This is a genomic window from Xanthomonas hyacinthi (assembly GCF_009769165.1).
GTDB classification, from domain to species: Bacteria; Pseudomonadota; Gammaproteobacteria; order Xanthomonadales; family Xanthomonadaceae; genus Xanthomonas_A; species Xanthomonas_A hyacinthi.
Genome location: NZ_CP043476.1, coordinates 4,668,611 through 4,693,769, shown reverse-complemented (window position 1 = coordinate 4,693,769; position 25,159 = coordinate 4,668,611). Strand labels below are relative to the sequence as shown.

Below are 25,159 nucleotides of genomic sequence, written 5' to 3'. Positions count from 1 at the left end.
CCGTTGGTTCTGGGTGTTCACAGTCTCTCTCCTAACTGGAAGCGCAAGTTTCGATTTCTAAGAACAGCAATTGGCGCCGGCTTGTGGTGGCCGGGCGCGTGCCATCTAGGTGTATTTATCGTGAACAAATAGTGAATTTTGAATTAAACGGCCCCGGCGGGCGCCCCACTGCGCCGAGTCCGTTCCCACCGCTCAACGGCCCAGCGAAAAATCCACCGGCACCAGCCCGTAGGCCTGAACCGGGGTTCCTTGTTGCAGCGCGGCATGGAACTTCCAGCGCTTCAGCACCTGCTCGCGCGCGGCCTGGTCGAGGATCCGGTGGCCGCCGCGCTTGGCGATGCCGACTTCCAGCGGCTGGCCGTCGACACCGACCAGCACGCGCAGCAACACGCTGCCCTGCAGGCCGTCGCGCAACGCGGCGGACCCGCGCGCCAGCGCCGCGGCGCGCGATCGCAGGGCGCAGTGCGCAGGAACGACGACGGCGCCCGCAGGCGCCGTCGTCGGACTCCTCGCCAGGACGGGGTTTACTTGCCCAGTTCGAACACCACGTCCAGGTTGACCGACACGCTGCTCTCGCCGGCCGCCACCGGGGTGCTGTCCATCTCCGCCTTCATCGCCATCGTGCGTATCATCGGCATCCGGTGCATGCCGCCGCCGCTGCCTTCGGAGATGCTGACGATGCGGCGCACGCGCAGGCCCAGCGACTTGGCGTAGGTCTGCGCACGGGCCTGCGCCTTCTTCAGCGCATCGACCCGGGCCTGGTCGTACAGCGGTTCCGGATCGTCGATCTCGAAGCTGGGGCCGTTGATCTGGTTGGCGCCCTGCGCGGCCAGCGCGTCCAGCACCTTGCCGAGCTTGGCGATGTCGCGCACTTTCAGGTTGACCGAGTTGCTGGCCTGGTAGCCGAGGATCCGCGGCGCCTGGTTCTCGGCGTACTTGTACTGCGGGCTGAGGTTGACGCCGCTGGTCTGCACGTCCTTGTCGGCGATGCCGGCGGCGCGGATCGCGGCCAGCACCTTGGTCATCTGCGCGGCGTTCTGGCGCATCGCCGCGGCGCTGTCGCCGGCCTGGGTGACCACGCCGGCCGACAGCGTGGCCACGTCCGGCGCGTGCTTGGCCTCGGCCTGCGCGGCGATGTTGAGCAAGGTGCCGTCGACCGGCACGGCGTAGGCCGGCGCGGCGGGTTGGGCATGGGCGGTCATCGCGCCTCCTAGGGCGAGGGTCAGGGCCAGCAGCAGCGGACGGATGGAGGGTGCACGCATCGGATGTTCTCCTTGGAAAGATGTGGCGAGGGTGTTGCCGCGACGATGAACGCGTCGTGATTCGGACCGGGGTCGAGCGCGCGCCGCCGGAATTAGCGATCGTTCAGTCAGGCCCGCCGGGTTATCCTTCAGCCATGCTGTATCTCGCTTCCCGTTCCCCCCGCAGAAACGAACTGCTGACGCGCCTGGGCGTGCCGTTCCGGATCCTCGATCTGGAGGTGCCGGAGGTGCGCGCGGCCGACGAATCGGCGCACGCCTATGTGCGCCGGGTGGCGCTGGACAAGGCCCGCGCCGGCATGGCGCAGCTGGCCGGCACGGCGGATGCGGCAGATGCTGTCGTACTCGGTGCCGACACCGAGGTGGTGCTGGACGATCGCGTGTTCGGCAAGCCGGCCGACGCGGATGTGGCGGCGGCGATGCTGTCCGCGCTGTCCGCGCGCACGCACCAGGCGATCACCGCGCTGGCGCTGGTCGCCGCGGCGCGCGAGGAGGTGCTGCTGGTGCCGACCCAGGTCAGCTTCGCGGCGCTGTCGGCGCAGGACATCGCCGACTACGTGGCCAGCGGCGAACCGATGGGGCGCGCCGGCGCGTACGCGATCCAGGGCGGCGCCGAACGTTTCGTCAGCCGTCTGGACGGCAGCTATTCCGGGGTGATGGGCCTGCCTCTGCATCAAACTTTCCACCTGCTGCGCGCCTTCGGAGTGCTTTGATGTCGCAAGAGATCCTGGTCAACGTCACACCGCGCGAGACCCGGGTGGCCGTCATCGAGAACGGCATGCTGCAGGAACTGCACATCGAGCGCGGCTGGCGCCGCGGGGTGGTGGGCAACATCTACAAGGGCCGGGTGCAGCGGGTCATGCCGGGCATGCAGGCGGCGTTCGTCGAGGTCGGGCTGGAGCGCGCGGCGTTCCTGCATGCCAACGACGTGGTGCGGCCGGCGCCGGTGGCCAACGGCGACACCGACGAGGCGCCGCCGCTGCCGGTGGCGTCGGGGGTGCCGATCGTGGAGCTGCTGCGCGACGGCCAGGACATCGTGGTGCAGGTGGTCAAGGACCCGATCGGCAGCAAGGGCGCGCGGCTGACCACGCAGATCAGCATTCCCTCGCGCTACCTGGTGCTGCTGCCGCAGTCGCGGGTGATCGGGGTGTCGGCGCGGATCGAGGACGAGGCCGAGCGGCTGCGCCTGAAGACCCTGGTCGCCGACCTGGCCGCCAGCCATGGCGGCTTCGGCTACATCATCCGCACCAATGCCGAGGGCCAGCCGGCCGAAGCGCTGGCCGAAGACATCGCCTACCTGTCGCGGGTCTGGAACGTGGTCGAGCGGCGCGGCCGCGACGGCGCCCCGGCCAGCATCATCTACGAGGACCTGAGCCTGCCGCTGCGCGCGGTGCGCGACCTGATCCGCAAGGACGTGGAGAAGGTCAAGGTCGATTCGCACGAGACCTTCGAACGGCTGCAGGCCTTCGTCGCCAAGTACATGCCGATCCTGGCCGAGCGCCTGGAGCTGTACACCGGCGACCGCCCGATCTTCGACCTGTACGGCGTGGAGGACGAGATCGCGCGCGCGCTGGACAAGCAGGTGCCGCTGAAGTCCGGCGGCTACCTGGTCATCGACCAGACCGAGGCGATGACCACCATCGACGTCAACACCGGCTCGTTCCTGGGCCAGCGCAACCTCGAGGAAACGGTGTTCCGCACCAACCTGGAGGCGGCGCAGGCGGTGGCGCGGCAGCTGCGGCTGCGCAACCTGGGCGGCATCATCATCATCGACTTCATCGACATGGACGACGCCGAGCACCGCCGCCAGGTGCTGCGCACGCTGGAAAAGGCCTTGTCGCGCGACCACGCCAAGACCACGGTGTACGAGTTCTCGCCGCTGGGCCTGGTGGAAATGACCCGCAAGCGCACCGTGGAGAGCCTGGAGCGGCAGCTGTCCGAGCCGTGCCCGGAATGCAGCGGGCGCGGCTCGATCAAGACCGCCGAAACCGTCACCTACGAGATCTTCCGCGAGATCACCCGCGCCGTGCGCCAGTTCGACGCGGCGCGGCTGCTGGTGATCGCCTCGAGCAAGGTGGTGGCGCGGATCACCGACGAGGAATCCTCGGCGGTGGCCGAGCTGGAGGAATTCCTCGGCAAGAGCATCCGCTTCCAGGCCGACGAGCAATACCTGCAGGAGCAGTTCGACGTGGTGTTGTTGTGAGGCTGGGAGTGGGGAATCGGGAATGGGGAATGGGGCAAGAGCGTGATGTCGGCCCCGATGCATCCTGGTTTCCATCCACGAAGTCGTTTGCGGGATTGCGCACGGCAGTGAGCTGCCCGCGTCCTGCCTTTCCCATTCCCCACTCCCGATTCCCCATTCCCCGCCTCTAAATGCCTACCCCCCTGCGCCGTCGCCTGCGCCTGGCCCGCCGTTTCGCGTTCTATGCGGCGGCGATCGGTCTGGTGTGCGTGGCGTTGGCGGTCGGGGCGTTGAGCCAGGCGCTGCCGTTCGTGGAGCGGCATCCGCAGCGGATCCAGGCCTGGCTCAGCGAGCGTGCCGGGCGCCCGATCCGGTTCGACCGGGTCGAGACCGCCTGGACCCGGCGCGGTCCGCTGCTGCGCCTGGACGGCCTGCGCGTCGGCGCCGGCGACGGGGTGCGCATCGGCCAGGCCGAGGTGCTGCTGTCGATGTATGCCGGCGTGCTGCCGGGCCGTTCGTTTACCCAATTGCGTCTGCGCGGGCTGGCGCTGACCCTGCTGCGCGGCGCCGACGGCAGCTGGTCGGTGCAGGGCCTGCCGACGGCGGCGCAGGGCGGCGATCCGCTGGACGCGCTGCAGGGCCTGGGCGAGCTGCAGGTCATCGACGGCCGGCTGGCGGTGCATGCGCCCGAGCTGGGCGTGGATGCACGCTTGCCGAAGATCGATCTGCGCCTGCGCGTGGACGGCGACCGCCTGCGCGTCGGCGCGCAGGGCTGGATCGACCCGCAACAGGCACCGCTGACCGCGGTGCTGGACATGGACCGCCGGCGCGGCAGCGGCCAGGCGTATGTGGCCGCGCGCCCGGCCGAGCTGGCCGGCTGGGCGGGGCTGTTGCAGGCCGGCGGGATCCGCGTCGACGGCGGCGCCGGCCAGGTGCAGGGCTGGGCGCAGCTGCAGCGGCATCGGATCGTCGCGGTTAGCGTCGAGGCCACCCTGCGCGAGCTGCGCCTGAGCGGCGCGGCGCTGGCCGCCGGCGGCGCGCGACCGCAGACCGCGTTCACCACGCTGCGCGCCACCGCGCGCTGGCGGCAGATCGACGGCGGCTGGCGGCTGGATGCGCCGCGCCTGCAGATCGGCCAGGCCGGCCAGCCGACGCAGCGCCTGGACGGGCTGACCGTGGCCGGCGGGCGCCGCGTCGCGCTGCTCGGCGAGCGCCTGGACGCGGCCCCGCTGCTGGCGCTGGCCGCGCTCAGCGACGGCCTGCCGCCCGGCCTGCGCGCCTGGCTGCACGCGGCCAGGCCGCGGCTGCAGCTGACCCAGTTGGCGCTGACCGGCCGCGCCGGCGGGCCGCTGTACGGCCAGGGCCGGCTGACCGAACTGGCGTTCGCGCCGGTCGGGCAGTCGCCGGGGGTCAGCGGCCTGCGTGGCCGCTTCGATGGCGACGCGCAGGGCGGGGAACTGGTGCTGGACGCCGCCAGCCCGGTGCGTTTCGACTGGCCCAGCGGGTTCGGCGTGCCTCACGACGTGCAGCTGGCCGGGCGCATCGTGGTGTTCCGCGATGGCGACGACCTGCGCGTGGCGACCCCGGCGCTGCGCGTGCAGGGCAGCGACTACGGCGCCGACGTGCGCGGCGGGCTGCGCTTCCAGGCCGACGGCTCGCGGCCGTGGATCGACCTGGCCGCGCAGCTGCAGGACGCGCCGGTGGTGGTGGCGAAGAAGTTCTGGGTGCATTCGAAGATGAGCAAGGCCGCCACCGACTGGCTGGACGCCGCGCTGCAGGGCGGGCGCCTGCGCGACGGCCATGCGCTGGTCTCCGGCGACCTGGACCAGTGGCCGTTCGTCGACCGCAACGGCCGCTTCGAGGCCAGCGCGCGGCTGGACGACGTCAAGGTGCGCTTCCAGCGCGAATGGCCGGCGGTGGAGAAGGTGGATGCCGATGTCGCCTTCATCGGCAACGGCTTCGAGGTGCATGGCCGCGGCGAGATGGGCGGGGTGCCGGTGGAGCGGCTGTCGGCGACGCTGCCGGACTACAAGCAGGGCCAGCTCAGCGTGCTGGCCAGCAGCCGCGCCGAGACCGGTCAGCTGCTGGCGATGCTGCGGCAGAGCCCGCTGCACAAGCGCTACGGCGACACCCTGGACGCGCTCAGCGCCTCCGGCCCGGCCGACGTCAGCTTCGACCTGCTGCAGCCGTTGCGCCGCGACGTGGGCGGCCACCACCTGCGCGGCAAGGTCGAACTGCGCGGCGCGCGCATCGCCGACCGCCGCTGGGAGGTGGCCTTCGACGACATGCGCGGCAGCGCCGACTACCGCGACACCGGCTTCGAGGCGCCGCAGCTGGCGGTGCTGCGGGACGGCCATCCCGGTGAGCTGGCGCTGCGTGCCGGCGACGGCGTGAGCGATCCGCAGCAGGCGTTCGAGGCGGCGTTGAGCGCATCGGTGGACGCCGACGAACTGCTCGAGCGGGCGCCGGAAATGGCCTGGCTCAAGCCCTACGTGCAGGGCCGCTCGCGCTGGAACATCGGCGTGGCCCTGCCCAAGACCGCCGACGGCGGCGCGCAGCCGCCGACCCGGCTGCAACTGCATTCGGACCTGGTCGGCACCGAACTGCTGCTGCCGGCGCCGATGGACAAGGGCGTGGCCGCGCCGCTGGCGACCTCGGTCACAGTGCCGCTGCCGGTGGGCACCGGCCGCATCGAAGTCGCCTTCGGCAAGCTGATGGCGCTGGTCGCGCGCAGCCAGAACGGCAAGACCGGGGTCAAGGTGGTGATGGGCAGCGATCACGTGGCCGAGGACCCGCCCGGCAGCGGCCTGGTCGTGAGCGGACGCACCGCCGCGCTGAACGCGATCGACTGGATCGGCCTGGTCAGCCGCCCGGATCCGAACACGTCGGCCACCCCGGGCGCCGAAGACCCGATGCCGCTGCGCCAGATCGACGTGCTTGCCGACCACCTGCTGCTGCTCGGCGGCGTGTTCGACAACACCCGCCTGCGTTTGCAGCCGCAGGCCGACACGGTGGCGGTGCACCTGGACGGGCCGGCGCTGGCCGGCGAACTCAGCGTGCCGAGCAAGGACGGCGGGGTGCTCGGCGGGCGCCTGGCGCGAGTGCACTGGCGCGCCGCCCCGGCCCCGGCCGCGGCCGGGGCCGCCAGCGCCGCCAACGCGGCAGCCGATCCCACGCTCGCGGCGGCGGCCGCGGCGGTGCGGCCGCTGGCCGAGGCGCTCGACCCGGCCTCGATCCCGGCGCTGGCGCTGGACGTGGACGACCTGCGTTTCGGCACGATGAACCTCGGCGCGGCCTCGCTGCGCACCCGCAAGCTGGCCGACGGCATGCAGGTGGACCAGCTGCACCTGCGCTCGGACAAGCAGAAGATCGACATCAGCGGCGACTGGCGCGGCAAGGGCGCCGCCGCGCGCACCCAGCTCAGCGCCAGCGTGGACAGCCAGGACCTGGGCGAACTGATGCAGAACCTGGACTTCGGCGGCCAGTTGCGCGGTGGCGAAGGCACGCTCACCCTGCGCGCCGCCTGGCCCGGCGACCCGGCCGGGTTCCAGCTGGCCACCTTGCAGGGCCAGCTCGACGTGGCCGCGCGCAACGGCCAGCTGCTGGAACTGAACCCCGGCGCCGGGCGCGTGCTCGGCCTGTTCAGCGTGGCGCAGCTGCCGCGCCGGCTGATGTTCGATTTCCGCGACTTCTTCTCCAAGGGCTTCGCCTTCAACCGCATCGACGGCCAGGTGCGGTTCGGCGACGGCGTCGCGCGCAGCGAAGCGATGCTGATCGACGGCCCGGCCGCGGAGATCAAGGTGCGCGGGCAGGCCGACCTGCGCGCACAGCAGTTCGACCAGACCATCGACGTCAATCCCAAATCCGGCAACCTGCTGACCGTGGTCGGCGCGGTCGCCGGCGGCCCGGTCGGCGCGGCGGTCGGCGCGGCCGCCAACGCGGTGCTGGGCAAGCCGCTGGGCGCGATCGGCGCGCGCACCTACCGCGTCACCGGCCCGTGGAAGGATCCCAAGGTGGAGGTGATCGAGCGCGAGTCCTCGCGCACGCCCGCGCCGCCGACGCCTTCCAGCCCTCCCTGAATCGGCGCCTGCGCCGTGCCGCCGGCGCTTGCGCTGGGCGCCCCCGTCCCCCATGTTGAGTCCCATGACCGAAACCGCCCTCAGCCTCGCCGAAACCCGCCTGTTGCGTCCCACCGGCCTCGATGCCAGCAGCCTGGAGCGCGCCTTCGGCACGCTGCTTGGCCCCGGCATCGACTTCGGCGACCTGTATTTCCAGCATTCGCGGCGCGAGAGCTGGAGTGTGGAGGACGGCATCGTCAAGGACGGCGCCCACTCCATCGAACAGGGCGTGGGCGTGCGCGCAATCTCCGGCGAGAAGACCGGTTTCGCCTATTCCGACGACATCCACCGCGACGCGCTGCTGGCCGCGGCGCAGTCGGCGCGGGCCATTTCCCGCGACGGCAGCGCGCAGCCGGCGCAGGCGCTGCTGCGCGGCGGCGCGCGCGCGCTGTACCCGGCGCTGGACCCGGTGGACGGCATGGGCAACGACCTCAAGGTCGAGATGCTGCGGCGCCTGGACCAGTTCCTGCGCGCCGCCGACCCGCGCGTGCAGCAGGTGATGGTCGGCCTGTCCGGCGGCGTGGACACGGTGCTGGTGGCGCGCAGCGACGGCGTGCTCGCCGCCGACGTGCGCCCGCTGGTGCGGCTGAACGTGCAGGTGATCGTCGAGCAGAACGGACGCCGCGAGTCCGGCCATGCCGGCGGCGGCGGCCGCTACGGCTACGCGGTGCTGTTCGCCGATGGCCGCCCCGAGGCCTTCGCCAAGGAAGCGCTGCGCCAGGCGCTGGTCAACCTGGAGGCGGTGCCGGCGCCGGCCGGGGTGATGCCGGTGGTGCTGGGCCCCGGCTGGCCCGGGGTGCTGCTGCACGAGGCGGTCGGGCATGGCCTGGAAGGCGACTTCGCGCGCAAGGGCACCAGCGTCTATGCCGGGCGCATCGGCCAGCGCGTGGCCTCGCCGGGCGTGACCATCGTCGACGACGGCACCCTTGACGGCCGCCGCGGTTCGCTGAACGTGGACGACGAAGGCACCCCGACCAACTGCACCACGCTGATCGAGGACGGCGTGCTGGTGGGCTACATGCAGGATTCGCTGAACGCGCGGCTGATGGGCGTGGCGCCGACCGGCAACGGCCGCCGCGAATCGTTCGCGCACCTGCCGATGCCGCGCATGACCAACACCTACATGCTGGCCGGCCAGCACGATCCGCAGGAGATGATCCGCTCGGTGAAGAAGGGCCTGTACGCGGTCAATTTCGGCGGCGGCCAGGTCGACATCACCAGCGGCAAGTACGTATTCTCGGCGACCGAGGCCTATCTGATCGAGGATGGCAAGGTCACCGCGCCGGTCAAGGGCGCCACCCTGATCGGCAACGGCCCGGAGACGATGCAGAAGGTGCGCATGATCGGCCACGACCTGGCGCTGGACGCAGGCGTGGGCGTGTGCGGCAAGGACGGGCAGAGCGTGCCGGTCGGCGTCGGCCAGCCGTCGCTGCTGATCGACGGGCTGACCGTGGGCGGGACGGCTTGAGTGCCGGGAATGGGGAATCGGGAAACGGGAATCGGTAGAGCCGCGCTTGGCGGCCATGGCGATGCCGGTGCGGTTGGCTGCGCTCTCCGGCGGCGTCGCCGGTTGATTCGAGGCGGTATCGGGTCCGATGGCATCGAATGCGGCGCCGCGCGCGGCTGCCGCGGCTGGCGTCGCGGCTCAGTCGCGTTCGTCGGGATCGGTTTCGAGCGCGTCCAGGTCCGCTGCTTCGAGTCCCGAGTCCCCAGTCCCGAGTCCCGAGTCCCCGAGCACCAGCTCGCGCAACTCCCGGAACAACTCCCGATAGGCGTGCGGCGGCTTGTTCTTCAGCCGCTCTTCCTTGGCGTTGCGGATCAGCTGGCGCAAGCGTTGGCGGTCGGCCTCGGGGTATTCGCCCAGCAGCTCGGACAGCGCGCTGTCGCCGTCGGCGAGCAGGCGCGCGCGCCAGTCCTCGACCCGGTGGATCGCCGCCACTTCGCGGCGCGCGCCGTCGCTGTTGACGTCCATGGCTTCGCGGATCGCGTCCAGGGTCGCATCGTCCTCGCGGCGCATCTGCTTGGCCAGGAACGCCAGCTGCCGCTTGTGCGCGATATGCGAGGTGATGCGCTTGGTTTCGGCGATATGCGGGATCAGCGCGTCGGGCACCGGCAGCCTGGCCAGCTGCGCCGGGGTCAGCGCCACCAGCTTCTCGCCCAGGGTCAGCACTTCCAGCGCCGCGCGGCGCTGCTGGCTGCGGCTGTCGCCGCGGAATTCACCGGTGTCTTCGTCGCGTCCGCGCATGGTCTTTTGGTCTTTCCAATTCGAATTTTCCGCTCCGCGTTGCGCGGAGCCGTGACCTCTACAGGATAAAGCATTGAACGCGATCACCTCCGAACTGCGCCGCGACGACAGCCTGGAACGGCTGGAGCGCCTGTCCGCCATCGCCGAGCGGCTGCTGGCGCGCGCGCGCGAACTCGGCGCCAGCCAGGCCGAGGTCAGCTGCAGCGAAGACCGCGGGCTGGACGTCAACGTGCGCCTGGGCGCGGTGGAAACGGTCGAGGCCACCCGCGACCGCGGGATCGGCGTCACCGTCTACTTCGGCCAGCGCAAGGGCAGCGCCAGCACCGCCGACCTGCACGAATCCAGCCTCGAGGCGACCGTCGCCCAGGCCTGCGCGATCGCCCGCTATACCGAGGACGACGTCGCCGCCGGGCTGGCCGACGCGGCGCTGATGGCGCGCGAGCTGCCCGAGCTGGACCGCTGGCATCCGTGGGCGCTGGAGGCGGAGGAGGCGATTGAACTGGCCCTGGCCTGCGAGGCCGCCGGGCGCGGGGCCGACCCGCGCGTGGCCAATTCCGACGGCGCCTCGGCCGGCAGCAGCGAAAGCCTGTCGGTGTACGCCAACTCGCACGGCTTCGTCGGCCGCGAGCGCAGCACCCACCATTCGATCGGCTGCGCGCTGATCGCCGGCCACGGCGACGGCATGCAGCGCGACGGCTGGTACAGCAGCGCGCTGGCGCGCGAAGACCTCGAACAGCCGGCGGCGATCGGCCGCCGCGCCGCCGAGCGCACCGTGGCCCGGTTGCAGCCGCGCTCGCTGCCGACCGGCGAGCTGCCGGTGCTGTTCGCCCCGGAGATGGCGCGCTCGCTGGTCGGGCACCTGCTCGGCGCGGTCTCCGGCGGCGCGCTGTACCGCCGCGCCAGCTTCCTGCTCGACAGCGTCGGCAGCCGCCTGTTCCCGGACTGGTTCGCGATCGACGAATTGCCGCACCTGCGCCGCGGGCTGCGTTCGGCCGCCTTCGACGGCGAGGGCGTGGCCACCCGCGCCGCGCCGTTGGTCGCCGGCGGGGTGCTGCAGCGCTACGTGCTGGGCAGCTACTCGGCACGCAAGCTCGGCCTGCAGACCACCGCCAACGCCGGCGGCGTGCACAACCTGCAGGTGGCGGCCAACGCGGACGACCTGGCGTCGATCGCCGCCGGCATCCCGCGCGGCCTGCTGGTCACCGAACTGATGGGCAGCGGCGTCAACCCGGTCACCGGCGACTATTCGCGCGGCGCCGGCGGTTTCTGGATCGAGAACGGCGCCATCGCCTACCCGGTGGACGAGGTCACCATCGCCGGCAATCTGCGCGAAATGTTCCAGCGCATCGAGGCGGTCGGCCGCGACATCGACGTGCGCTCGCACGTGCACATCGGCGCGGTGCTGGTCGGCAAGATGACGGTGGCCGGCAACTCCTGACGCCGCGCGGGCGGTGTTATCGCCATCGATGGCCACTGCGGCGTGGAGATTGGCGGCCGCAGGCAGCATGCCGGGGCGCAGGCCCCGGCATGTCCAGAACGGTCGATTTCGGCGGCGTATGCGGTCCCCGGCGGCGAGCGGCACGGCAGCGCGGACCCGGATCGGCACTGCGACGGCTTGACAGGCTTGCGCCGGCCGCCGAGAGTGGCGCGCCAAGCGCCTTTGCCCACTCACCACCATAAGGAAGGGAATACCGATGAGCGAATTCGACAACGTGACCGCCCCGCCGCCGCCGCCGGCTGGCGCCGGCCCGCAGGAAGACCGCACGGTCGCCTTGATCACCCATCTGTCGGGCATCATCGCCGGCTTCATCGTGCCGCTGATCATCTGGCTGATCAACAAGGACAACCCGGCCAAGTCGTTCCTCAACGACCAGGCCAAGGAAGCGCTGAACTTCCAGATCACGGTCGCCATCGCTTATGTGATCTGCATGGTGCTCAGCATCATCGTGATCGGCGGGCTGCTGATGCCGGTGGTGTGGGTGGTGAACCTGGTGTTCTGCATCCTGGCCGGGCTCAAGGCCAACGAAGGCGTGGCCTACCGCTACCCGTTCGCGCTGCGCCTGATCAAGTAAAAAGCGCGCGGTCTGGTTCGCAAAGAAGGCCCGGCATTTGCCGGGCCTTCCTTATTGCGATTGCGGCTGCTTGGCAACCGGCGGTTCAAGGCCAAGTCCCGGCGTCGCGGCGACGGCCGCGGCCACGAAGTCCATCACCGCACGCACCGCTGCCGAGCGCCGCAGATCGCGGTGCACGACCAGCCAGATATCGCGCGAGAACATGGCACCCGCGTGCTCCAGCCGCAGTATTGCCGGTTCTGCATCGCCCAGAAAGCACGGCAGGCCGGCGACCCCGGCCCCGGCCCGCGCCGCGGCCAGGTGACCGCCGATATCGCTGAGCTCGCAGCCCACCGCCCGGCTGCCGGCGATGTCCAGTAGCCACTGTTGCTGCGGCATGTCGGCGAATCGCGCGTCGTAGGCGATGAAGGTCCAATCTTCGGGGCGGTGCGCCGCCGCGTAGTTGCGGCTTGCGTACAGCGCAAACGGCATCTGCGCGAGCTTGCGCACGACGCTGCTGGCTTCGGTGGGGCGCACCAAGCGCAATGCGACGTCGGCCTCGCGCCGGCTGAGCGAGACCTGCTGCGCCTGCGCCACAACGGAAAGGCGGATGCCAGGGTAGTCGTTGCGGAACTCGGGCAGCCGTTGTGCCAGCAGGTGGGTCGCCAGCACCGGCGGCGCGCTGAGCGTCACCGTCCCATTCAACGGCGTCTGCCCGGCACGGGTCAGGCGCTCCACCGCGAACGCGGCGGCTTCCATTGTCTTGGCCTGTTCGTAGACGTGCACCCCCATCGGGGTCAGGCGGCAGCAGCGTGGCAGGCGCTCGACCAGCGCCGCCTGCAGTTCGGCTTCGAGCGCGCTCAGGCGCCGGCTGACCGTGGCATGGTCCACGTGCAGGCTGCGGGCGGCGCCGGACAAGGTGCCGGCGCGCGCGACCGCGAGGAAATGACGGAAGTTCTCCCAATCGAACATCTGTGCATTTTCTCCAGTCTGGATGGCGATTCCAGAGAATTTACGCCGATAGGGGCGCTGCCTAGCATGGGCCTCATCGGTTTTTTCGGACGCCTTGCATGCCTTCGCCTTCTCCCTCCGCGCGCGGCACGCTGCTGGCCGCCGCGCTCGGCTTCGTGGTCGTGTTGCTCGACGTCAGCGTGGTCAATGTGGCTTTGGACACCTTGCGCCAGCGCTTCGCCACCGATGTGGCCGGCCTGCAATGGGTGGTCAACGCCTACACGCTGGTGTTCGCCGCCTTGCTGCTGAGCAGCGGCGCGCTCGGCGACCGCTACGGCGCACGGCGGATCTTCCTGTTCGGCTTCGTGGTGTTCACCCTGGCATCGGCCGCCTGCGGCCTGGCCGGCAGCCTGCCGCTGCTGATCGCCGCGCGCCTGGTGCAGGGCCTGGGCGCAGCGCTGCTGGTGCCCAACTCGCTGTCCATGCTGCAGCAGGCGTTCCCGGATCGCGAGCAGCGTAGCCGTGCGCTGGGCTGGTGGGGCGCCTGCGGCGGCATCGCGCTGGCCGCCGGGCCGGTGCTGGGCGGCGTGCTGGTGACGCAGCTGGGCTGGCGCAGCATTTTCCTGCTCAACCTGCCGATCGGCCTGATCGGGATTTGGCTGACGCTGCGGTACGTGGCCGGGGATGGCGGCAGCCATCGGCGCAGTCTCGACTGGGCCGGGCAGGCCACGGCCATCGTGGCGCTGGCCGCGATGACCGTGGCCTTGACCGAAGCCGGTCCGCTGGGCTGGGCGCATGGCCTGGTCCGCGGCAGCCTGCTGCTGGCCATCGTTGCGGGACTGGGTTTCCTCTGCATCGAAGCGCGCAGCCGTTCGCCGATGCTGCCGTTGGCGCTGTTCCGGATTCCGACCTTCGCCGCGGCCTCGCTCGCCGGCGTGGCGGTGAACTTCGCCTACTACGGCTTGATCTTCGTCTTCAGCCTGTTCTTTCAGATCCAGCAGCAACTCTCGCCGCAACGGGCGGGCCTGGCCTTCCTGCCGATGACGCTGGTGCTGATGGCGGTCAACGTGCTGGCGGGGCGGCTGATCACGCGCATGGGCAGCCGGCGGCTGATGGTCATGGGCTTACTGCTGGCGGCACTGGGCTATGCGCTGCTGCTGCCGGTCAGCATCGATGGCGCCTACTGGCTGCTGGTGTTGCCGATGCTGCTGGCGGCCAGCGGCATCGCGCTGATGGTGCCGACCATGACCAATGCGACGTTGTCGTCGGTGGACGCGTCGCGCGCGGGGATCGCCTCGGGCGTGCTCAATTCCGCACGTCAGGTCGGCGGCATGCTGGGCGTGGCCATCTTCGGCTACCTGATCCGCGATACCGCAGCGGCGGCCTTCATGCGCGGCATGCATGCGGCGATTGGGATTTCCGTGGCGCTGCTGCTGTGCGCAAGCGCGCTATGCCGGTTCGGCATCCGGTCGGATCGCGCGTCGGCATGACCGGCATTCGGCGTTCGCGCGAATACAGCCCCAGCAGCTCAAGGTCGGCGGGCCCGTCGACCGCGGGCGCGGCCTGGGTGCCGTCATCGCGCATGCGCATGCCGCCGGCACGCCGCTGGATTCATCGCCGCCCACACCTATGGCGTGGACGGCGGCTTCCTCCTGGACGAGAAGGGCGAGAGCGACACCAAAATCGCGTCAGTGCGCGCGATCCACCGCCAGCCGCGCCAGCGCCGCCAGCGCGTCGGCGCGGACGCCGTGGCCGTGCAGGCTGTCGCGCATCGCCGCCGCCAGTTCGGCCAGTTTGGCCTTGGCGCCGTCCATGCCGAGCAGCGCCGGATAAGTGGACTTGGCCTGCGCCGCGTCCTTGCCGGCGGTCTTGCCGAGCTGTTCGGAACTGGCCTCGATGTCGAGGATGTCGTCGCGGACCTGGAACGCCAGGCCCAGTGCGGTGGCGAAGGCGTCCAGCTGCGCGAGTGCGGCAGTGTCGGCGCCGCCGGCCAGCGCGCCCAGGCGCACGCTGGCGCGGATCAGCGCGCCGGTCTTCAATGCATGCATGCGCTGCAGGTCGGCCAGCGGCTGCACCGCGCCGGTGGCGTCGATGTCCAGCGCCTGGCCGCCGCACATGCCGGCCGCGCCCGCGGCGTCGGCCAGGGTCTGCAGCCAGCGCACGCGCAAGGCCGCATCGGCAGTGTCGGCGCCGGCCAGCAGGGCGAAGGCCAGGCTTTGCAGCGCATCGCCGGCCAGGATCGCGGTGGCCTCGTCGAAGGCGATGTGCACGGTGGGGCGGCCGCGGCGCAGGGCGTCGTCGTCCATTGCCGGCAGGTCGTCGTGGACCAGCGAATAGGCGTGGATCAGCTCCACCGCCAGCGCCGGCGCATCCAGCTGCGCTTCGTCGGACTCGAACAGCGCGCCGCTGGCGTAGACCAGCAGCGGACGCATGCGCTTGCCGCCGCCGAGGGTGGCATGGCGCATCGCCGCGTGCAGGCGGCGCGGCGCGGTCGCGGCGCTGGGCAGGTGCGCGTCCAGGCCGGCTTCCACGCGCTGGCGCCAGCGCGCGAACGCGGCGTCAGCCGCCATGGAGCGGGGCGGGATCGAACGGCTCGGCGGCGTCGGGCTGCTCCGGATCGCTGAGCAGGCGCACGCGCAGTTCGGCCTGTTCCAGCGCCTGCTGGCACTGCCGGTACAGGCCGACGCCGCGTTCGTAGGCGCTCAACGACTGCTCCAGGCTCAGGTCGCCGGTTTCCATCTTCTCCACCAGCACTTCCAGCTCCTCGAGCGATTGCTCGAAGCGGGCGACCGGGGAGGCTTCTTCTAGCGACTTCTTGGGCATCGTGGCAGTGTGCGCGGCGTCGGCGGCAGGGTCAATGCGAGGCAGGTGACGATGGCGTGGCGGCGGTGTCCAGCGCCAGCCGCGCGCGCCGTGCCTGCAGCCAGGCGTGCAGCGGCGCGGCGACGATCTGGTCGCCGGCGGCGAGCAAGCGCTCGGCGTCGAACAGCAGCGGCAGGCGCGCGCGCTGCCAGGGTGGCACGGCGCGCTCCTGCAGCACCTGCTTGAGTGCCTGCGAATGCTGGCGTCCGGGCAGCAGGATGCGTTCGCCGCCCTGGCGCAGCCGCACCAGCAGCGGCGCGTCGAAACCCAGTGGCGCGTCGGCGCGCAGCCGCAGGCGGCGGCCGTCGGGCAGCGCCAGCGGCGCGCGGCCGTCCCAGGGCGCCTGCCAGTCGGCGGGCAGCGGCGGCGGGTCGCGCTCGGCGTACAGCGCGTCGCGCCAGCAGCGCAGCGTCGCGCCATGCCAGGCGAACTGCGCGGACGCGTCGCCACGTGCGTGCAGCAGGGAGCGCTCGATCGCCACCAGGCCGGCCGCCGGCAGCGGCGGCAGCCCCGCTTGCGCGACCCAGCGCCGCAGCACGCGCGCGCGGCGCGGCGCCGGCAGCGCGCGCAGGCGCGGCAGCGACAGCGTCGCCGTGGCAGCGTCGCCGCCGCGCAGCGCATCGAGCGCGGCCTGGTCGCCGTCGTCCAGCAGCGCGCCGGCCTCGCCGCACAGCTGCGCGCTGCGCGCCAGCGCGGCATCGGCATGCGGCCAGCGCTGGCGCAGCAGCGGCAGCAGCTGCAGGCGCAGGAAATTGCGGTCGAAGCCGGGGTCGGCATTGCTCGGGTCTTCGATCCAGCGCAGCGCGTGCCGCTGCGCATAGGCATGCAGGTCGCTGCGCGGCAGCGCCAGCAGCGGCCGCCACAGCATGCCGTGGGCGAAGTCGCGCAACGGCTGCATCGCCGCCAGTCCGTCTGCGCCGGAGGCGCGCAGCGCACGCAGCAGGAAGGTCTCGGCCTGGTCGTCGCGGTGCTGTGCCAGCGCCAGCCACTCGCCGGCGGCCAGCGCCTGGGCGAAGGCCGTGCGCCGTGCCTGCCGCGCCGCCGCCTCCAGGCCGTGGCCGCCGTCGCGCGGCACCTGCACGCGCCGCACCTGCAGCGGGATCGCCAGCGCCGCGCAGAATGCGGCGCAATGGTCGGCCCAGGCATCGGCGTCGGCATGCAGGCCGTGGTGCACGTGCAGCGCGCGCAGCCCGGCGCGACGGTACTGCGGCTGTTGCGCGAGTGCATGCAGCAGCACGCTGGAATCCAGCCCGCCGCTGAGGCCGACCAGCACCGCGGCCGGCGCCGGGTCGGGCAGCGCGGCGCGCACGGGGCAGGGCGGGGCGGTATCGGAACGGCTGCTCATCGCGTCACTTTAGAGGCTGGCGACGCGGCAGCGAAGTGGTTGCGGCCCGTGCGGCGCGCGGCGCAGCGGATTGCGGGAGAGGGCGCTCCAGGGCACACGCGCCCGCGGCGCGCAAGCCGTGCCTTGTCGCCCCGGGGGAGAGGGGCTCGGTCTGCCTACTGTTTTGTTGGCAGGCCGACGCTGCCGCACTCCGCGGTGCCCGCGCTCAGCGCTGCGGTTCTGGAACTTCGCGGTTGTTGCGCTCGATGGCCTACCAGCGTCCGCCTTGCATCGGCGTGTGCCCGTCGCCATCGGGCGTGCCGCGCCGGCCGCCGTCGCAGACCCGGGCCACGCCGCGCTCGAACGGCCAGGCGAAGTCGTGCACCGGCGCGATCACTTCGCGTAGCTGCAGATCGTGGAAACCGACGCGGCCATGGCGCCAAAGAGCTGCGCCGCGCCGCAGTCACTTGGCGCTGGCGGCGTTGGCCACGAACGCGTCCGGCTTCGGCAACTGCACCGGCACGCCGTCGCCATTGCAGGTGCCGGCCTGGCACAGGCGCCCGCGCAGCTTCGGCGTGGCCTGCACGATCACGTGGTAGATCACGTTCTCTTCCAGGCTGCCGCGCAACGCATCGCTGCCGGGGCCGCGTGCCCAGATGCCGACGTCGTCGCCGCCATGGGTCTCGGCCTTGGTCGGCACCAGCGCTTCCTGCATGAAGTCCGGCTGCTCGGTGTCGACATGGGTCAGGTCGGGGCGGCCCTTGACCGGCTCGACGCTGCTCGGCGCGTGCGGGAACTGCTTGATCCCGGCCGGCTGCTGGTTGCTGGCGCCGGTGTAGCCGGGGCCGTTGGCATAGCTGAGCGTGGCGTACGGCTGGCCGTTGCCGTCCAGCGCCAGCTCGCCGGTGTTGGCGTCTTCGCCGCTGGTGCCGCGCACCTTGCCCAGGATCGGGTTGCCGCGCTGCGGGTAGCCGACGAAGTTCAGCGTGTGCGAATGGTCAGCGGTGACGATGATCAGCGTGTCCTCGGCCGAGGTCGCCTCCGCCGCGGCCTGCACCGCCTGCGACAGGGCGATGGTCTCGTCCAGCGCGCGGTAGGCGTTGCCGGCGTGGTGGGCGTGGTCGATGCGGCCGCCCTCGACCATCAGCACGTAGCCGTCCTTGCCACGCGACAGGGTGCGGATCGCGGCGCGGGTCATCTCGGCCAGGCTCGGGTCGCCGGCCGCGCCCTGGTCGCGGTCGTGGTCGAACTGCATGTGGTCCGGCTCGAACAGGCCGAGCAGCGCCGGGGCGTTCTGCGCCGCTTCCAGCTGCCCGCGGTTCCAGACATAGGCGCCCTGCGGATGGCGCTGGCGCCATTCGCCGACCAGGTCGCGGCCGTCCAGGCGCAGGCCGACCTTGTCGTCGTATTCCGGGTCGCGCTGCTCGACCGTGGTGAACTGGCTGCGGCCGCCGGCCAGCATCACCTGCGGGCCGCGGCCGAAGCGCGCGCTGACCATCTGCTGGGCGATGTCGCGGCAGCCTTCGGCCAGCGCCTTCGCGGGCAGGTCGGTGTCGCTTTCCCAGTTGCGTTCGGGGGTGTGCGCGTAGGTCGCGGCGGGAGTGGCGTGGGTCAGCCGGGTGGTGGTGACGATGCCGGTGTTGAGGCCGGCGCTGTCGGCCAGTTCCAGCCAGGTCAGCAACTGCTTGCCGAGGCTGTCGGCGCAGGCCTCGCGCTTGCCGGCGGCCACGCCGATCGCGCCCATGTGGGTCTTCACGCCGGTGGTGATCGCGGTCATGGTGCCGGCCGAGTCCGGCGTCTGCGAGTCGGTGTTGTAGGTCTTGCTCAGCGCGGTGGCCGGGAACGCTTCCCACGACAGCTGGTTCTCCTCGCCGGAGGCGCCCTTGCGCTGGCCGTCGAGGATGCGCGCGGCGGCGACCGTGGTCAGGCTCATGCCGTCGCCGAGGAACAGGATCACGTTCTTGGCCTTGCCGCGCATCGCGCCGTTGTTGGCCGCCTTGGCCGCGCCGCTGCGGTACCACCAGTCGGGCGTCTCGCCGCCGGGATGGGCCACGGCGGGCACGGCGATGGGCGCAATGGCGGCGCTGGAAGGCGCGCGCGGGGCGCTGGCGCAGGCCGCCAGCAGCAGGGTGGAGGCGGCAGCGAAGGCGGGAACGAGGTAGCGCATGCGAGGAACGGCCCCTGGGCACGATGTCCCGCGCATTATGCCGGCTGCGACAAGGCACGCCGATGACATCGCGCCTTTCCAGCCATGGCGTCGTCGCCCGCGCCGGCTTGCGCTATGGTGCAGGACCCCGAGATTTTCTGGATAGCAGCGATGACATTGGTGAGCGCCTGGTTGCGCATTCCGTTCTGGCAGCGGGTGGTGGCCGGCTTCGTGCTCGGTGCGCTGGCCGGCTGGGCGCTCGGGCCGGCGGCGGACACCTGGTTCGGGCCGCTGGGCGACCTGTACGTGACCCTGATCAAGATGATCGCGGTGCCGCTGGTGTTCTTCGCGGTGATCAACGCGATCTCCTCGCTGCACGGCCAGCAATCGGTGGCCAGGCTGGGCGGGCGCACCTTCCTGTGGTTCGTGCTCACCGCCGCGCTGGCGGTCGGCGTCGGCCTGGGCGTGGGCACGCTGCTGCAGCCGGGCGCCGGCCACTTCGGGCTGAGCGTGGACAGCGCCTGGAAGCCGCGCGACGTGCCCAGCCCGATCCAGGTGCTGCTGGACGTGGTGCCATCCAATCCGTTCTACGCGCTGACCGGCATCGGCACCCGCACCAACACGGCCGGCGAGACGGTGCTGGCGGCCGGGCGTGGTTCGATCCTGCCGGTGATCTTCTTCGCAGGCCTGCTCGGCTTTGCGATGGTCAGGCTCGGCGAGCGCGTGGCGCAGGCGCGCCAGCTCACCGCGCAGATGAGCGACATCATGATCCAGGTCACCCGCTTCGTGCTGGAGATGACCCCGCTCGGCACCTTCGGCCTGATCGCCTCGCTGGTCGGCAGCTACGGCTTCGAGAAGCTGCTGCCGTTCGGCAACTTCGTGCTGGCGCTGTACCTGGCCTGCGCGATCCACATCCTGGTGGTGTACAGCGGCCTGCTGCTGGCGCACGGGCTGAACCCGTGGAAGTTCTTCCGCGGCGCCGCGCCGGGCATGCAGGTGGCGTTCGTCAGTTCCTCCAGCTTCGCTGCGATGCCGGCGGCGATGCGCTCGATCACCCACAACCTCGGCGTCAACAAGGACTACGCCGCGTTCGCGGTGCCGCTGGGCGCCAGCATCAAGATGGACGGGTGCGGTGCGATCTTCCCGGCGCTGTGCGCGGTGTTCATCGCCCAGTACACCGGCGTGCCGCTGACCGGCAACCAGTATTTCGTGGTGCTGATCGCCTCGGTGCTGGGCAGCTTCGGCACCGCCGGCGTGCCCGGCACCGCGGTGGTGATGGCCACGGTGGTGCTGAGCGCGGCCAACCTGCCGCTGGAAGTGATCGGTTACCTGTACGCGATCGACCGCATCCTGGACATGATGCGCACGATGACCAACGTCACCGGGCAGATGCTGGTGCCGGTGCTCGTGGCCCAGGAGACCGGCCTGCTCGACCGCAGCGTGTACGCGGCGGCGTCGAGCAACCTCGGTCTGGAAGATCTGCCGGCCGATGGTGCCGGCCAGGCGCGTTGATTCCCCGGTGAGCACGCCCGCGACGCGCTTGCGCGAACAGCTGCAACTGCTTCCCGGGCTGGCACCGATCGACGGCGTGCTGGTGCAGCGGGCGCCCGCCGCCGTTCCGTTCGAGCGCCAGTACCTTGCGGTCAGGCAGCAGGCAGGCCGCGTCTGCTAGCGACGCGCAGCTGCGCGCGCTGCGCCGGCCGCAGCCGTTCTTCCCGTGGCTGTGCCGTGACTGTGCATCCGCAAGCGGGATCGGAATGCGGGCGCCGCCCGGCGAGGCGAGGGCGCCTGGTGTTCGCCGTTCCCGCGCGGCGGCGTCGCCGGCCCTGAACCGCACATTCGCGCGTTGCAGCGTTGCATCGCCTCGGGCATCCGTGGCATCGGTACGTGGCAGACTTGAGCGTCTTCCCCCCTTCCCTGGAGTCCCGATGAGCGGCACGCAACGTGAACTGACCTTCCGCTTCCTGGCCGAGCCGATCGACGTCAACTACGGCGGCAAGGTCCACGGCGGGGTGGTGATGAAGTGGATCGATCAGGTCGGCTATGCCGCGGCGGTGGGCTGGAGCGGGCGCTACAGCGTGACCGTGGCGGTCGGCGGGATCCGCTTCGTCTCGCCGATCCGGATCAGCGACATGGTCACGGTCACTGCCAAACTGGTCTATACCGGCAGCACCAGCATGCATTTCGCGATCGACGTGCGCGCGCGCGACCCGATGGGCGGCGACTCGCGGCTGTGCACCCATTGCATCATCGTATTCGTGGCCCTGGACAAGGAGGAAGGCAAGCCGACGCCGGTGCCGTCGTGGCAGCCGGACACCCCGGAGGACCAGCGCCTGTCCGAGTACGCACTGAAGGTGATGGAGCTGAGCAAGGGCATCGAGCACACCATCTCCCACTACCAGGCCTGAGCCTGGCGCGGCCGCGGGTCCCGGGCCGGCCTGCGACCGTCCGCAGCGCGCCGGCGGCCTGCGGCAACGCAAGGCCGCTGTCCCCAGCGGCCTTGCGTTTGCCGGCATTGCGCGTGGCTTACATCGCCACGCGCCGCGCCTGCACGAACTTCTCGCCCCAGTAGCCGCTGGTCAGCGTATCCACGCGCACGTCCTTGCCGCGGCTCGGCGCGTGCAGGAAGCGGCCTTCGCCGACGTACAGGCCGACATGGTCGACGCGGCCCTTGCGGCCGAAGAACACCAGGTCGCCCGGCGCCAGCGCGTCGCGGTCCTTGATCAGCTCGGCATTGGCCTCGTGCGCCATCTCGCGCGACACGCGCGGCAGCTCGATGCCCAGCGCGGTACGGAACACGTAGCCGACCAGGCCGCTGCAATCGAAGCCTTCGGTGTCCTCGCCGCCCCAGCGGTAGGGCGTGCCGAGCAGCGCCATGGCGCGCTTGAGCACCGATTGCACCTTGTCGCCGCCCGGGACCACGCCTTCGCGCAGCGGAGCCTGAGACACGTCGTAGTTGGCCAGCAGGCGGCTGATGTCGCCGGCGAACATCGCCGAGCGGTCCATCAGCGGGATGGTGTCGTTGGCCGCCAGATGCGGCAGCAGCGCGGCCAGGGTGGCGGTGGCGGCGGCGTCGGCCTTGCTGCGGGCCGTGGCCGGCGTCTGTGCGGCGGCCGGCTTGGCGGTCGCGGGCTGCGTAGTGCTGGGAGTGGTGCCGGCGGCGGTCACCTGGGCCGGTGCGACGGTGGCGATCGCCTCGGGAATCACGCTGTCGGCCGGAGCCGACTGGGCCAGGGCCGGAACGGCCGAGAGGCAGAGCGAGGCGGTGCAAATGAGGCGGAAGGCGGCCCGGCGGGGGACGGTGGTCTTGCCTGGAGAGGTCTTGGCTTCGGTCGTCACGCTTCGATCACAAAATCAAACGATGGGGGATCATGCCCTGTAGACAGCAAAAGGAAGTTCAAATAACGTTAATATTTCGTAATTATGAATGTGAGCAAAACCACACTTCAGTGCAAAACCCGCTTGGCGCCGGTGTAGTGGTCGCGCCAATAAGTCCCGTCCAGATAGTCCAGGCGGACCGTTCCGCCGGTGCTGGGGGCGTGCACGAAGCGGCCTTCGCCGACATAGATGCCGACATGGCTGACCGCGCCGCCGCTGCCGAAGAACACCAGATCGCCGGTGCTCAGACGCTGCGGATCGATCCGCGGGCCCTGCACCGCGGCCAGTTCGCGCGAGGTGCGCGGCAGCTGCAGATCGAGCATGTCGCGGTAGACGTAGGCGACCAGGCCGCTGCAGTCGAAGCCGGATTCGGGGGTGTTGCCGCCATAGCGGTAGGGCGTGCCGACCAGGCCCAGCGCGCGCATCAGCACGGCGTTGGCCGCGGCCGGATCGGCCGGCGCCACCTGCGGCCAGCTGCGCACCGCCACCGGTGGACGCGACGGGCGCACTTCCTGGCGCCCGCAGGCGGCCAGCACGGTCATGCAGAGCAGCGCCGCCGCGCATGCAAGACGGCGCCGCGTGGACGCTGAAACTGGCGTGTTGTGCATGGAGCCTGGATAATGCGCGACCTCAGATGGCCGCCATCATGGCGGCGCACCCGGCGGCCGACAAGCCGTCCACACCGTCTGCCATCGGCAGCCATAGCGCAGAGTTGCACATGAAGATCGAAAAAGACCGCGTCGTCCGTTTCCACTACACCGTTTCCGAAGCCGGCCAGGCGCCGATCGAGACGTCCAAGGACCGCGATCCGCTGGTGATCCTGATCGGCCACGGCAACATCATCCCGGGCCTGGAGACCGCGATGCTGGACCAGCAAGCCGGCGCCAGCTTCGGCGTGGACGTGGTTGCCAAGGACGCCTACGGCGACTACCGCGAAGGCCTGACCCAGCGCGTGCCGAAGAAGCATTTCGGCGCGACCAAGCTGCAGCCGGGCAGCCAGGTGGTGCTGCAGACCAATTTCGGCCCACGCGCGGTGACCGTGCAGAAGGTCGGCATGAGCGTGGTCGATGTCGATCTGAACCACCCGATGGCGGGCAAGGACCTGCATTTCGACGTGGAGATCCTCGAGGTGCGCGAAGCCAGGCCGGAAGAAATCGAGCACGGCCACGTGCACGGCGAAGGTGGTCACCAGCATTGATCGAGCGCGGCGCGGGTCCGGCTCGCGGGATCCGTCTCCGCCGTGCGGGTGCGCGCTGCGCCGCCGCCGCTGCCTGATCGGCTTCGCCGAGCGGCGCTGCGGCGCTCGCCGTTCGTCCCTATGTGTCCTTCGCGATGCGCCTTGGCGCATGCGCGCCGCGGCGATGGATAATCGCCGGTCTTTCGCCCGGTGCCACGCCTTGGCTTCCTCCGCTCCCGTGCTGCAGCCCGTCGCGCCCGCAGAACGCATCGTCGCCCTGGACGTGCTGCGCGGTTTCGCGCTGCTCGGCATCCTGCTGATGAATATCGAGGCTTTCGTCGGTCCGCTGGATACGGCGACGACCGGGCTGGATCCGCTGTTGCGCGGTGCCGACCGCATTGCCGATGCGGCGGTCTACCTGCTGGTGCAGGGCAAGTTCTATACCTTGTTCGCGTTGCTGTTCGGCATGGGCTTTGCGGTGATGGCGCAGCGCGCCGAGGCGGCGCGGCGCGCGTTCGGCGGTTTCTTCGTGCGCCGCAGCGCGGTGCTGCTGCTGATCGGCGCGCTGCATGCGCTGTTGCTGTGGTCCGGCGACATCCTGGTCAGCTATGCGCTGCTGGCGTTCCTGCTGCCGGCCTTCCGCGAGGCGCCGACGCGCTGGCTGCCGTGGATGGCGCTGGCGGTCTACCTGTGCTCGCCGCTGCTGTCGCTGCTGACCGGCGCGATCGGCTCGGCGGCGCAGGCCGATCCGCACGCGGCCGTGCAGTGGCGGCAGGACATGGCGGAGCAGGCGCAACGCGCGGCGGCGGCGCTGGCGCAGCAGCGCCGGGTGTTCGGCCATGGCAGCTACCTCGAGGCCACCGCGCAGCGCCTGCGCGAGCTGGTCGATACGCTGGGCCTGCTGGTGTTCAATGCGCCGACCATCTTCGGCATGTTCCTGCTCGGCGCGTGGTGCGTGCGCAGCGGCCTGGCGCTGCAGCCGCAGCGGCGACCGCGGCTGCTGGCGGCGCTGCGCTGGGGCGTGCTGCCGCTGGGCCTGGCGCTGATGCTGCTGAGCTTCCGGCTGGAGCCGTGGATGGATCCGGCGCGCCTGGACCTGCGCCTGGCCAGCGCGTTCGCCTTGTCCACACTGGCCAACGGCATGATGGCGCTGGGCTACGCGGCCTGGCTGTTGCGCTGGGTGCACGCGCTGCGCTGGCTGGCGCCGGCCGGGCGCATGGCGCTGAGCAACTACCTGCTGCAGTCGCTGCTGTGTACCACGCTGTTCTACGGCTATGGCCTGGGCTATTTCGAACGCCTGCCGCGGGCCTGGCAGATCCCGTTCGCGTTCGCGCTGTTCGCGCTGCAGGTGGCGCTGTCGCAGCTGTGGCTGCGGCATTTCCGCTTCGGTCCGGCGGAATGGCTGTGGCGCTGCGCGAGCTACCTGCGCTGGCAGCCGCTGCGCCGTCGCGACGCATCCTGCTGAA

At 71.1% G+C, this 25,159-nt stretch carries 21 protein-coding genes and 2 pseudogenes; 12 read left to right on the top strand and 11 right to left on the bottom strand.

Features of this window, described 5'->3' with window-relative positions; translation table 11 throughout:
- Nucleotides 1-192: 192 nt before the first annotated feature.
- Nucleotides 193-420, bottom strand: a pseudogene (locus FZ025_RS20540) (energy transducer TonB); the annotation flags it as partial.
- Between the two features lie 104 nt (nt 421-524).
- Entirely contained in the window at nt 525-1,262 is a 738-nt protein-coding gene (locus FZ025_RS20535) for an SIMPL domain-containing protein (RefSeq protein ID WP_046979841.1), read from the bottom strand.
- A 134-nt stretch (nt 1,263-1,396) separates the two neighbouring features.
- On the opposite strand from FZ025_RS20535, the gene FZ025_RS20530 reads away from it, so the two are divergent.
- The 4 genes from FZ025_RS20530 (at nt 1,397) to tldD (ending at nt 9,027) form a co-directional block, all read left to right on the top strand.
- Entirely contained in the window at nt 1,397-1,972 is a 576-nt protein-coding gene (locus FZ025_RS20530) for a Maf family nucleotide pyrophosphatase (protein ID WP_046979840.1), read from the top strand.
- Nucleotides 1,972-3,462, top strand: coding sequence for a ribonuclease G (gene rng, locus FZ025_RS20525; protein WP_046979839.1), 1,491 nt, complete (start codon nt 1,972-1,974; stop codon nt 3,460-3,462). The genes FZ025_RS20530 and rng overlap by 1 nt, the downstream gene beginning before the upstream one ends.
- 170 nt (nt 3,463-3,632) lie before the next feature.
- Nucleotides 3,633-7,520: a YhdP family protein gene (locus FZ025_RS20520; protein ID WP_104558703.1), complete on the top strand. Its 3,888-nt coding sequence runs from the start codon at nt 3,633-3,635 to the stop codon at nt 7,518-7,520.
- Between the two features lie 64 nt (nt 7,521-7,584).
- Complete coding sequence (tldD, locus tag FZ025_RS20515; protein WP_104558704.1) at nt 7,585-9,027, top strand: metalloprotease TldD; 1,443 nt, start codon at nt 7,585-7,587, stop codon at nt 9,025-9,027.
- 177 nt (nt 9,028-9,204) lie between these two features.
- On the opposite strand, the gene yjgA is transcribed toward tldD, so the two are convergent.
- Nucleotides 9,205-9,804, bottom strand: coding sequence for a ribosome biogenesis factor YjgA (gene yjgA / locus FZ025_RS20510; protein ID WP_046981038.1), 600 nt, complete (start codon nt 9,802-9,804; stop codon nt 9,205-9,207).
- Nucleotides 9,805-9,877: 73 nt separating this feature from the next.
- On the opposite strand from yjgA, the gene pmbA reads away from it, so the two are divergent.
- Together pmbA and FZ025_RS20500 are read left to right on the top strand one after the other, a co-directional pair.
- Nucleotides 9,878-11,242: a metalloprotease PmbA gene (gene pmbA, locus FZ025_RS20505; RefSeq protein ID WP_046981039.1), complete on the top strand. Its 1,365-nt coding sequence runs from the start codon at nt 9,878-9,880 to the stop codon at nt 11,240-11,242.
- A 256-nt stretch (nt 11,243-11,498) separates the two neighbouring features.
- A complete protein-coding gene (locus FZ025_RS20500) occupies nt 11,499-11,876 on the top strand; it encodes a DUF4870 domain-containing protein (protein ID WP_046981040.1) in 378 nt (125 codons plus the stop codon).
- Between the two features lie 51 nt (nt 11,877-11,927).
- On the opposite strand, the gene FZ025_RS20495 is transcribed toward FZ025_RS20500, so the two are convergent.
- Entirely contained in the window at nt 11,928-12,827 is a 900-nt protein-coding gene (locus FZ025_RS20495) for a LysR family transcriptional regulator (protein WP_046981041.1), read from the bottom strand.
- A 98-nt stretch (nt 12,828-12,925) separates the two neighbouring features.
- Between FZ025_RS20495 and FZ025_RS20490 the strand changes: the two genes are divergently transcribed.
- A complete protein-coding gene (locus FZ025_RS20490) occupies nt 12,926-14,296 on the top strand; it encodes an MFS transporter (protein ID WP_046981042.1) in 1,371 nt (456 codons plus the stop codon).
- A 198-nt stretch (nt 14,297-14,494) separates the two neighbouring features.
- Here FZ025_RS20490 and FZ025_RS20485 read toward each other — a convergent pair whose 3' ends face one another.
- The 5 genes and pseudogenes from FZ025_RS20485 to FZ025_RS20465 form a co-directional block, all read right to left on the bottom strand.
- Nucleotides 14,495-15,376 carry a polyprenyl synthetase family protein gene (locus FZ025_RS20485; protein WP_046981043.1) on the bottom strand — a complete coding sequence of 294 codons (882 nt, stop codon included), beginning with the start codon at nt 15,374-15,376 and terminating at the stop codon, nt 14,495-14,497.
- Nucleotides 15,366-15,629 (bottom strand): exodeoxyribonuclease VII small subunit, encoded by a 264-nt coding sequence (locus tag FZ025_RS20480; RefSeq protein WP_046981044.1) that lies wholly within the window; start codon nt 15,627-15,629, stop codon nt 15,366-15,368. Before FZ025_RS20480 ends, FZ025_RS20485 begins: the two co-directional genes overlap by 11 nt.
- Before the next feature lie 31 nt (nt 15,630-15,660).
- Entirely contained in the window at nt 15,661-17,013 is a 1,353-nt protein-coding gene (gene tilS / locus FZ025_RS20475) for a tRNA lysidine(34) synthetase TilS (RefSeq protein ID WP_104558705.1), read from the bottom strand.
- Between the two features lie 250 nt (nt 17,014-17,263).
- A pseudogene (locus FZ025_RS20470) lies at nt 17,264-17,422 on the bottom strand (WG repeat-containing protein); the annotation flags it as partial.
- 33 nt (nt 17,423-17,455) lie between these two features.
- Nucleotides 17,456-19,159: an alkaline phosphatase family protein gene (locus tag FZ025_RS20465; RefSeq protein WP_046980936.1), complete on the bottom strand. Its 1,704-nt coding sequence runs from the start codon at nt 19,157-19,159 to the stop codon at nt 17,456-17,458.
- A gap of 150 nt (nt 19,160-19,309) precedes the next feature.
- On the opposite strand from FZ025_RS20465, the gene FZ025_RS20460 reads away from it, so the two are divergent.
- The 3 genes from FZ025_RS20460 to FZ025_RS20450 all read left to right on the top strand — a co-directional run bounded on the left by FZ025_RS20460 (nt 19,310) and on the right by FZ025_RS20450 (nt 21,546).
- Complete coding sequence (locus tag FZ025_RS20460) at nt 19,310-20,650, top strand: dicarboxylate/amino acid:cation symporter (protein WP_046980937.1); 1,341 nt, start codon at nt 19,310-19,312, stop codon at nt 20,648-20,650.
- A 7-nt stretch (nt 20,651-20,657) separates the two neighbouring features.
- The gene (locus FZ025_RS20455; RefSeq protein WP_244292420.1) at nt 20,658-20,810 is read left to right on the top strand and encodes a hypothetical protein; all 153 of its coding nucleotides are present in this window, start codon (nt 20,658-20,660) and stop codon (nt 20,808-20,810) included.
- A 256-nt stretch (nt 20,811-21,066) separates the two neighbouring features.
- Nucleotides 21,067-21,546: an acyl-CoA thioesterase gene (locus tag FZ025_RS20450; protein ID WP_046980939.1), complete on the top strand. Its 480-nt coding sequence runs from the start codon at nt 21,067-21,069 to the stop codon at nt 21,544-21,546.
- A 118-nt stretch (nt 21,547-21,664) separates the two neighbouring features.
- Here the strand turns inward: FZ025_RS20450 and FZ025_RS20445 are convergent, their stop codons facing one another.
- Both FZ025_RS20445 and FZ025_RS20440 read right to left on the bottom strand, forming a co-directional pair.
- Nucleotides 21,665-22,477, bottom strand: coding sequence for a C40 family peptidase (locus FZ025_RS20445; RefSeq protein WP_046980940.1), 813 nt, complete (start codon nt 22,475-22,477; stop codon nt 21,665-21,667).
- Nucleotides 22,478-22,584: 107 nt separating this feature from the next.
- Entirely contained in the window at nt 22,585-23,058 is a 474-nt protein-coding gene (locus tag FZ025_RS20440) for a C40 family peptidase (RefSeq protein WP_104558706.1), read from the bottom strand.
- Between the two features lie 176 nt (nt 23,059-23,234).
- Between FZ025_RS20440 and FZ025_RS20435 the strand changes: the two genes are divergently transcribed.
- Entirely contained in the window at nt 23,235-23,714 is a 480-nt protein-coding gene (locus tag FZ025_RS20435) for an FKBP-type peptidyl-prolyl cis-trans isomerase (RefSeq protein WP_046980943.1), read from the top strand.
- Between the two features lie 163 nt (nt 23,715-23,877).
- Nucleotides 23,878-25,158: a DUF418 domain-containing protein gene (locus FZ025_RS20430; RefSeq protein ID WP_167523892.1), complete on the top strand. Its 1,281-nt coding sequence runs from the start codon at nt 23,878-23,880 to the stop codon at nt 25,156-25,158.
- Nucleotide 25,159: the final 1 nt, after the last annotated feature.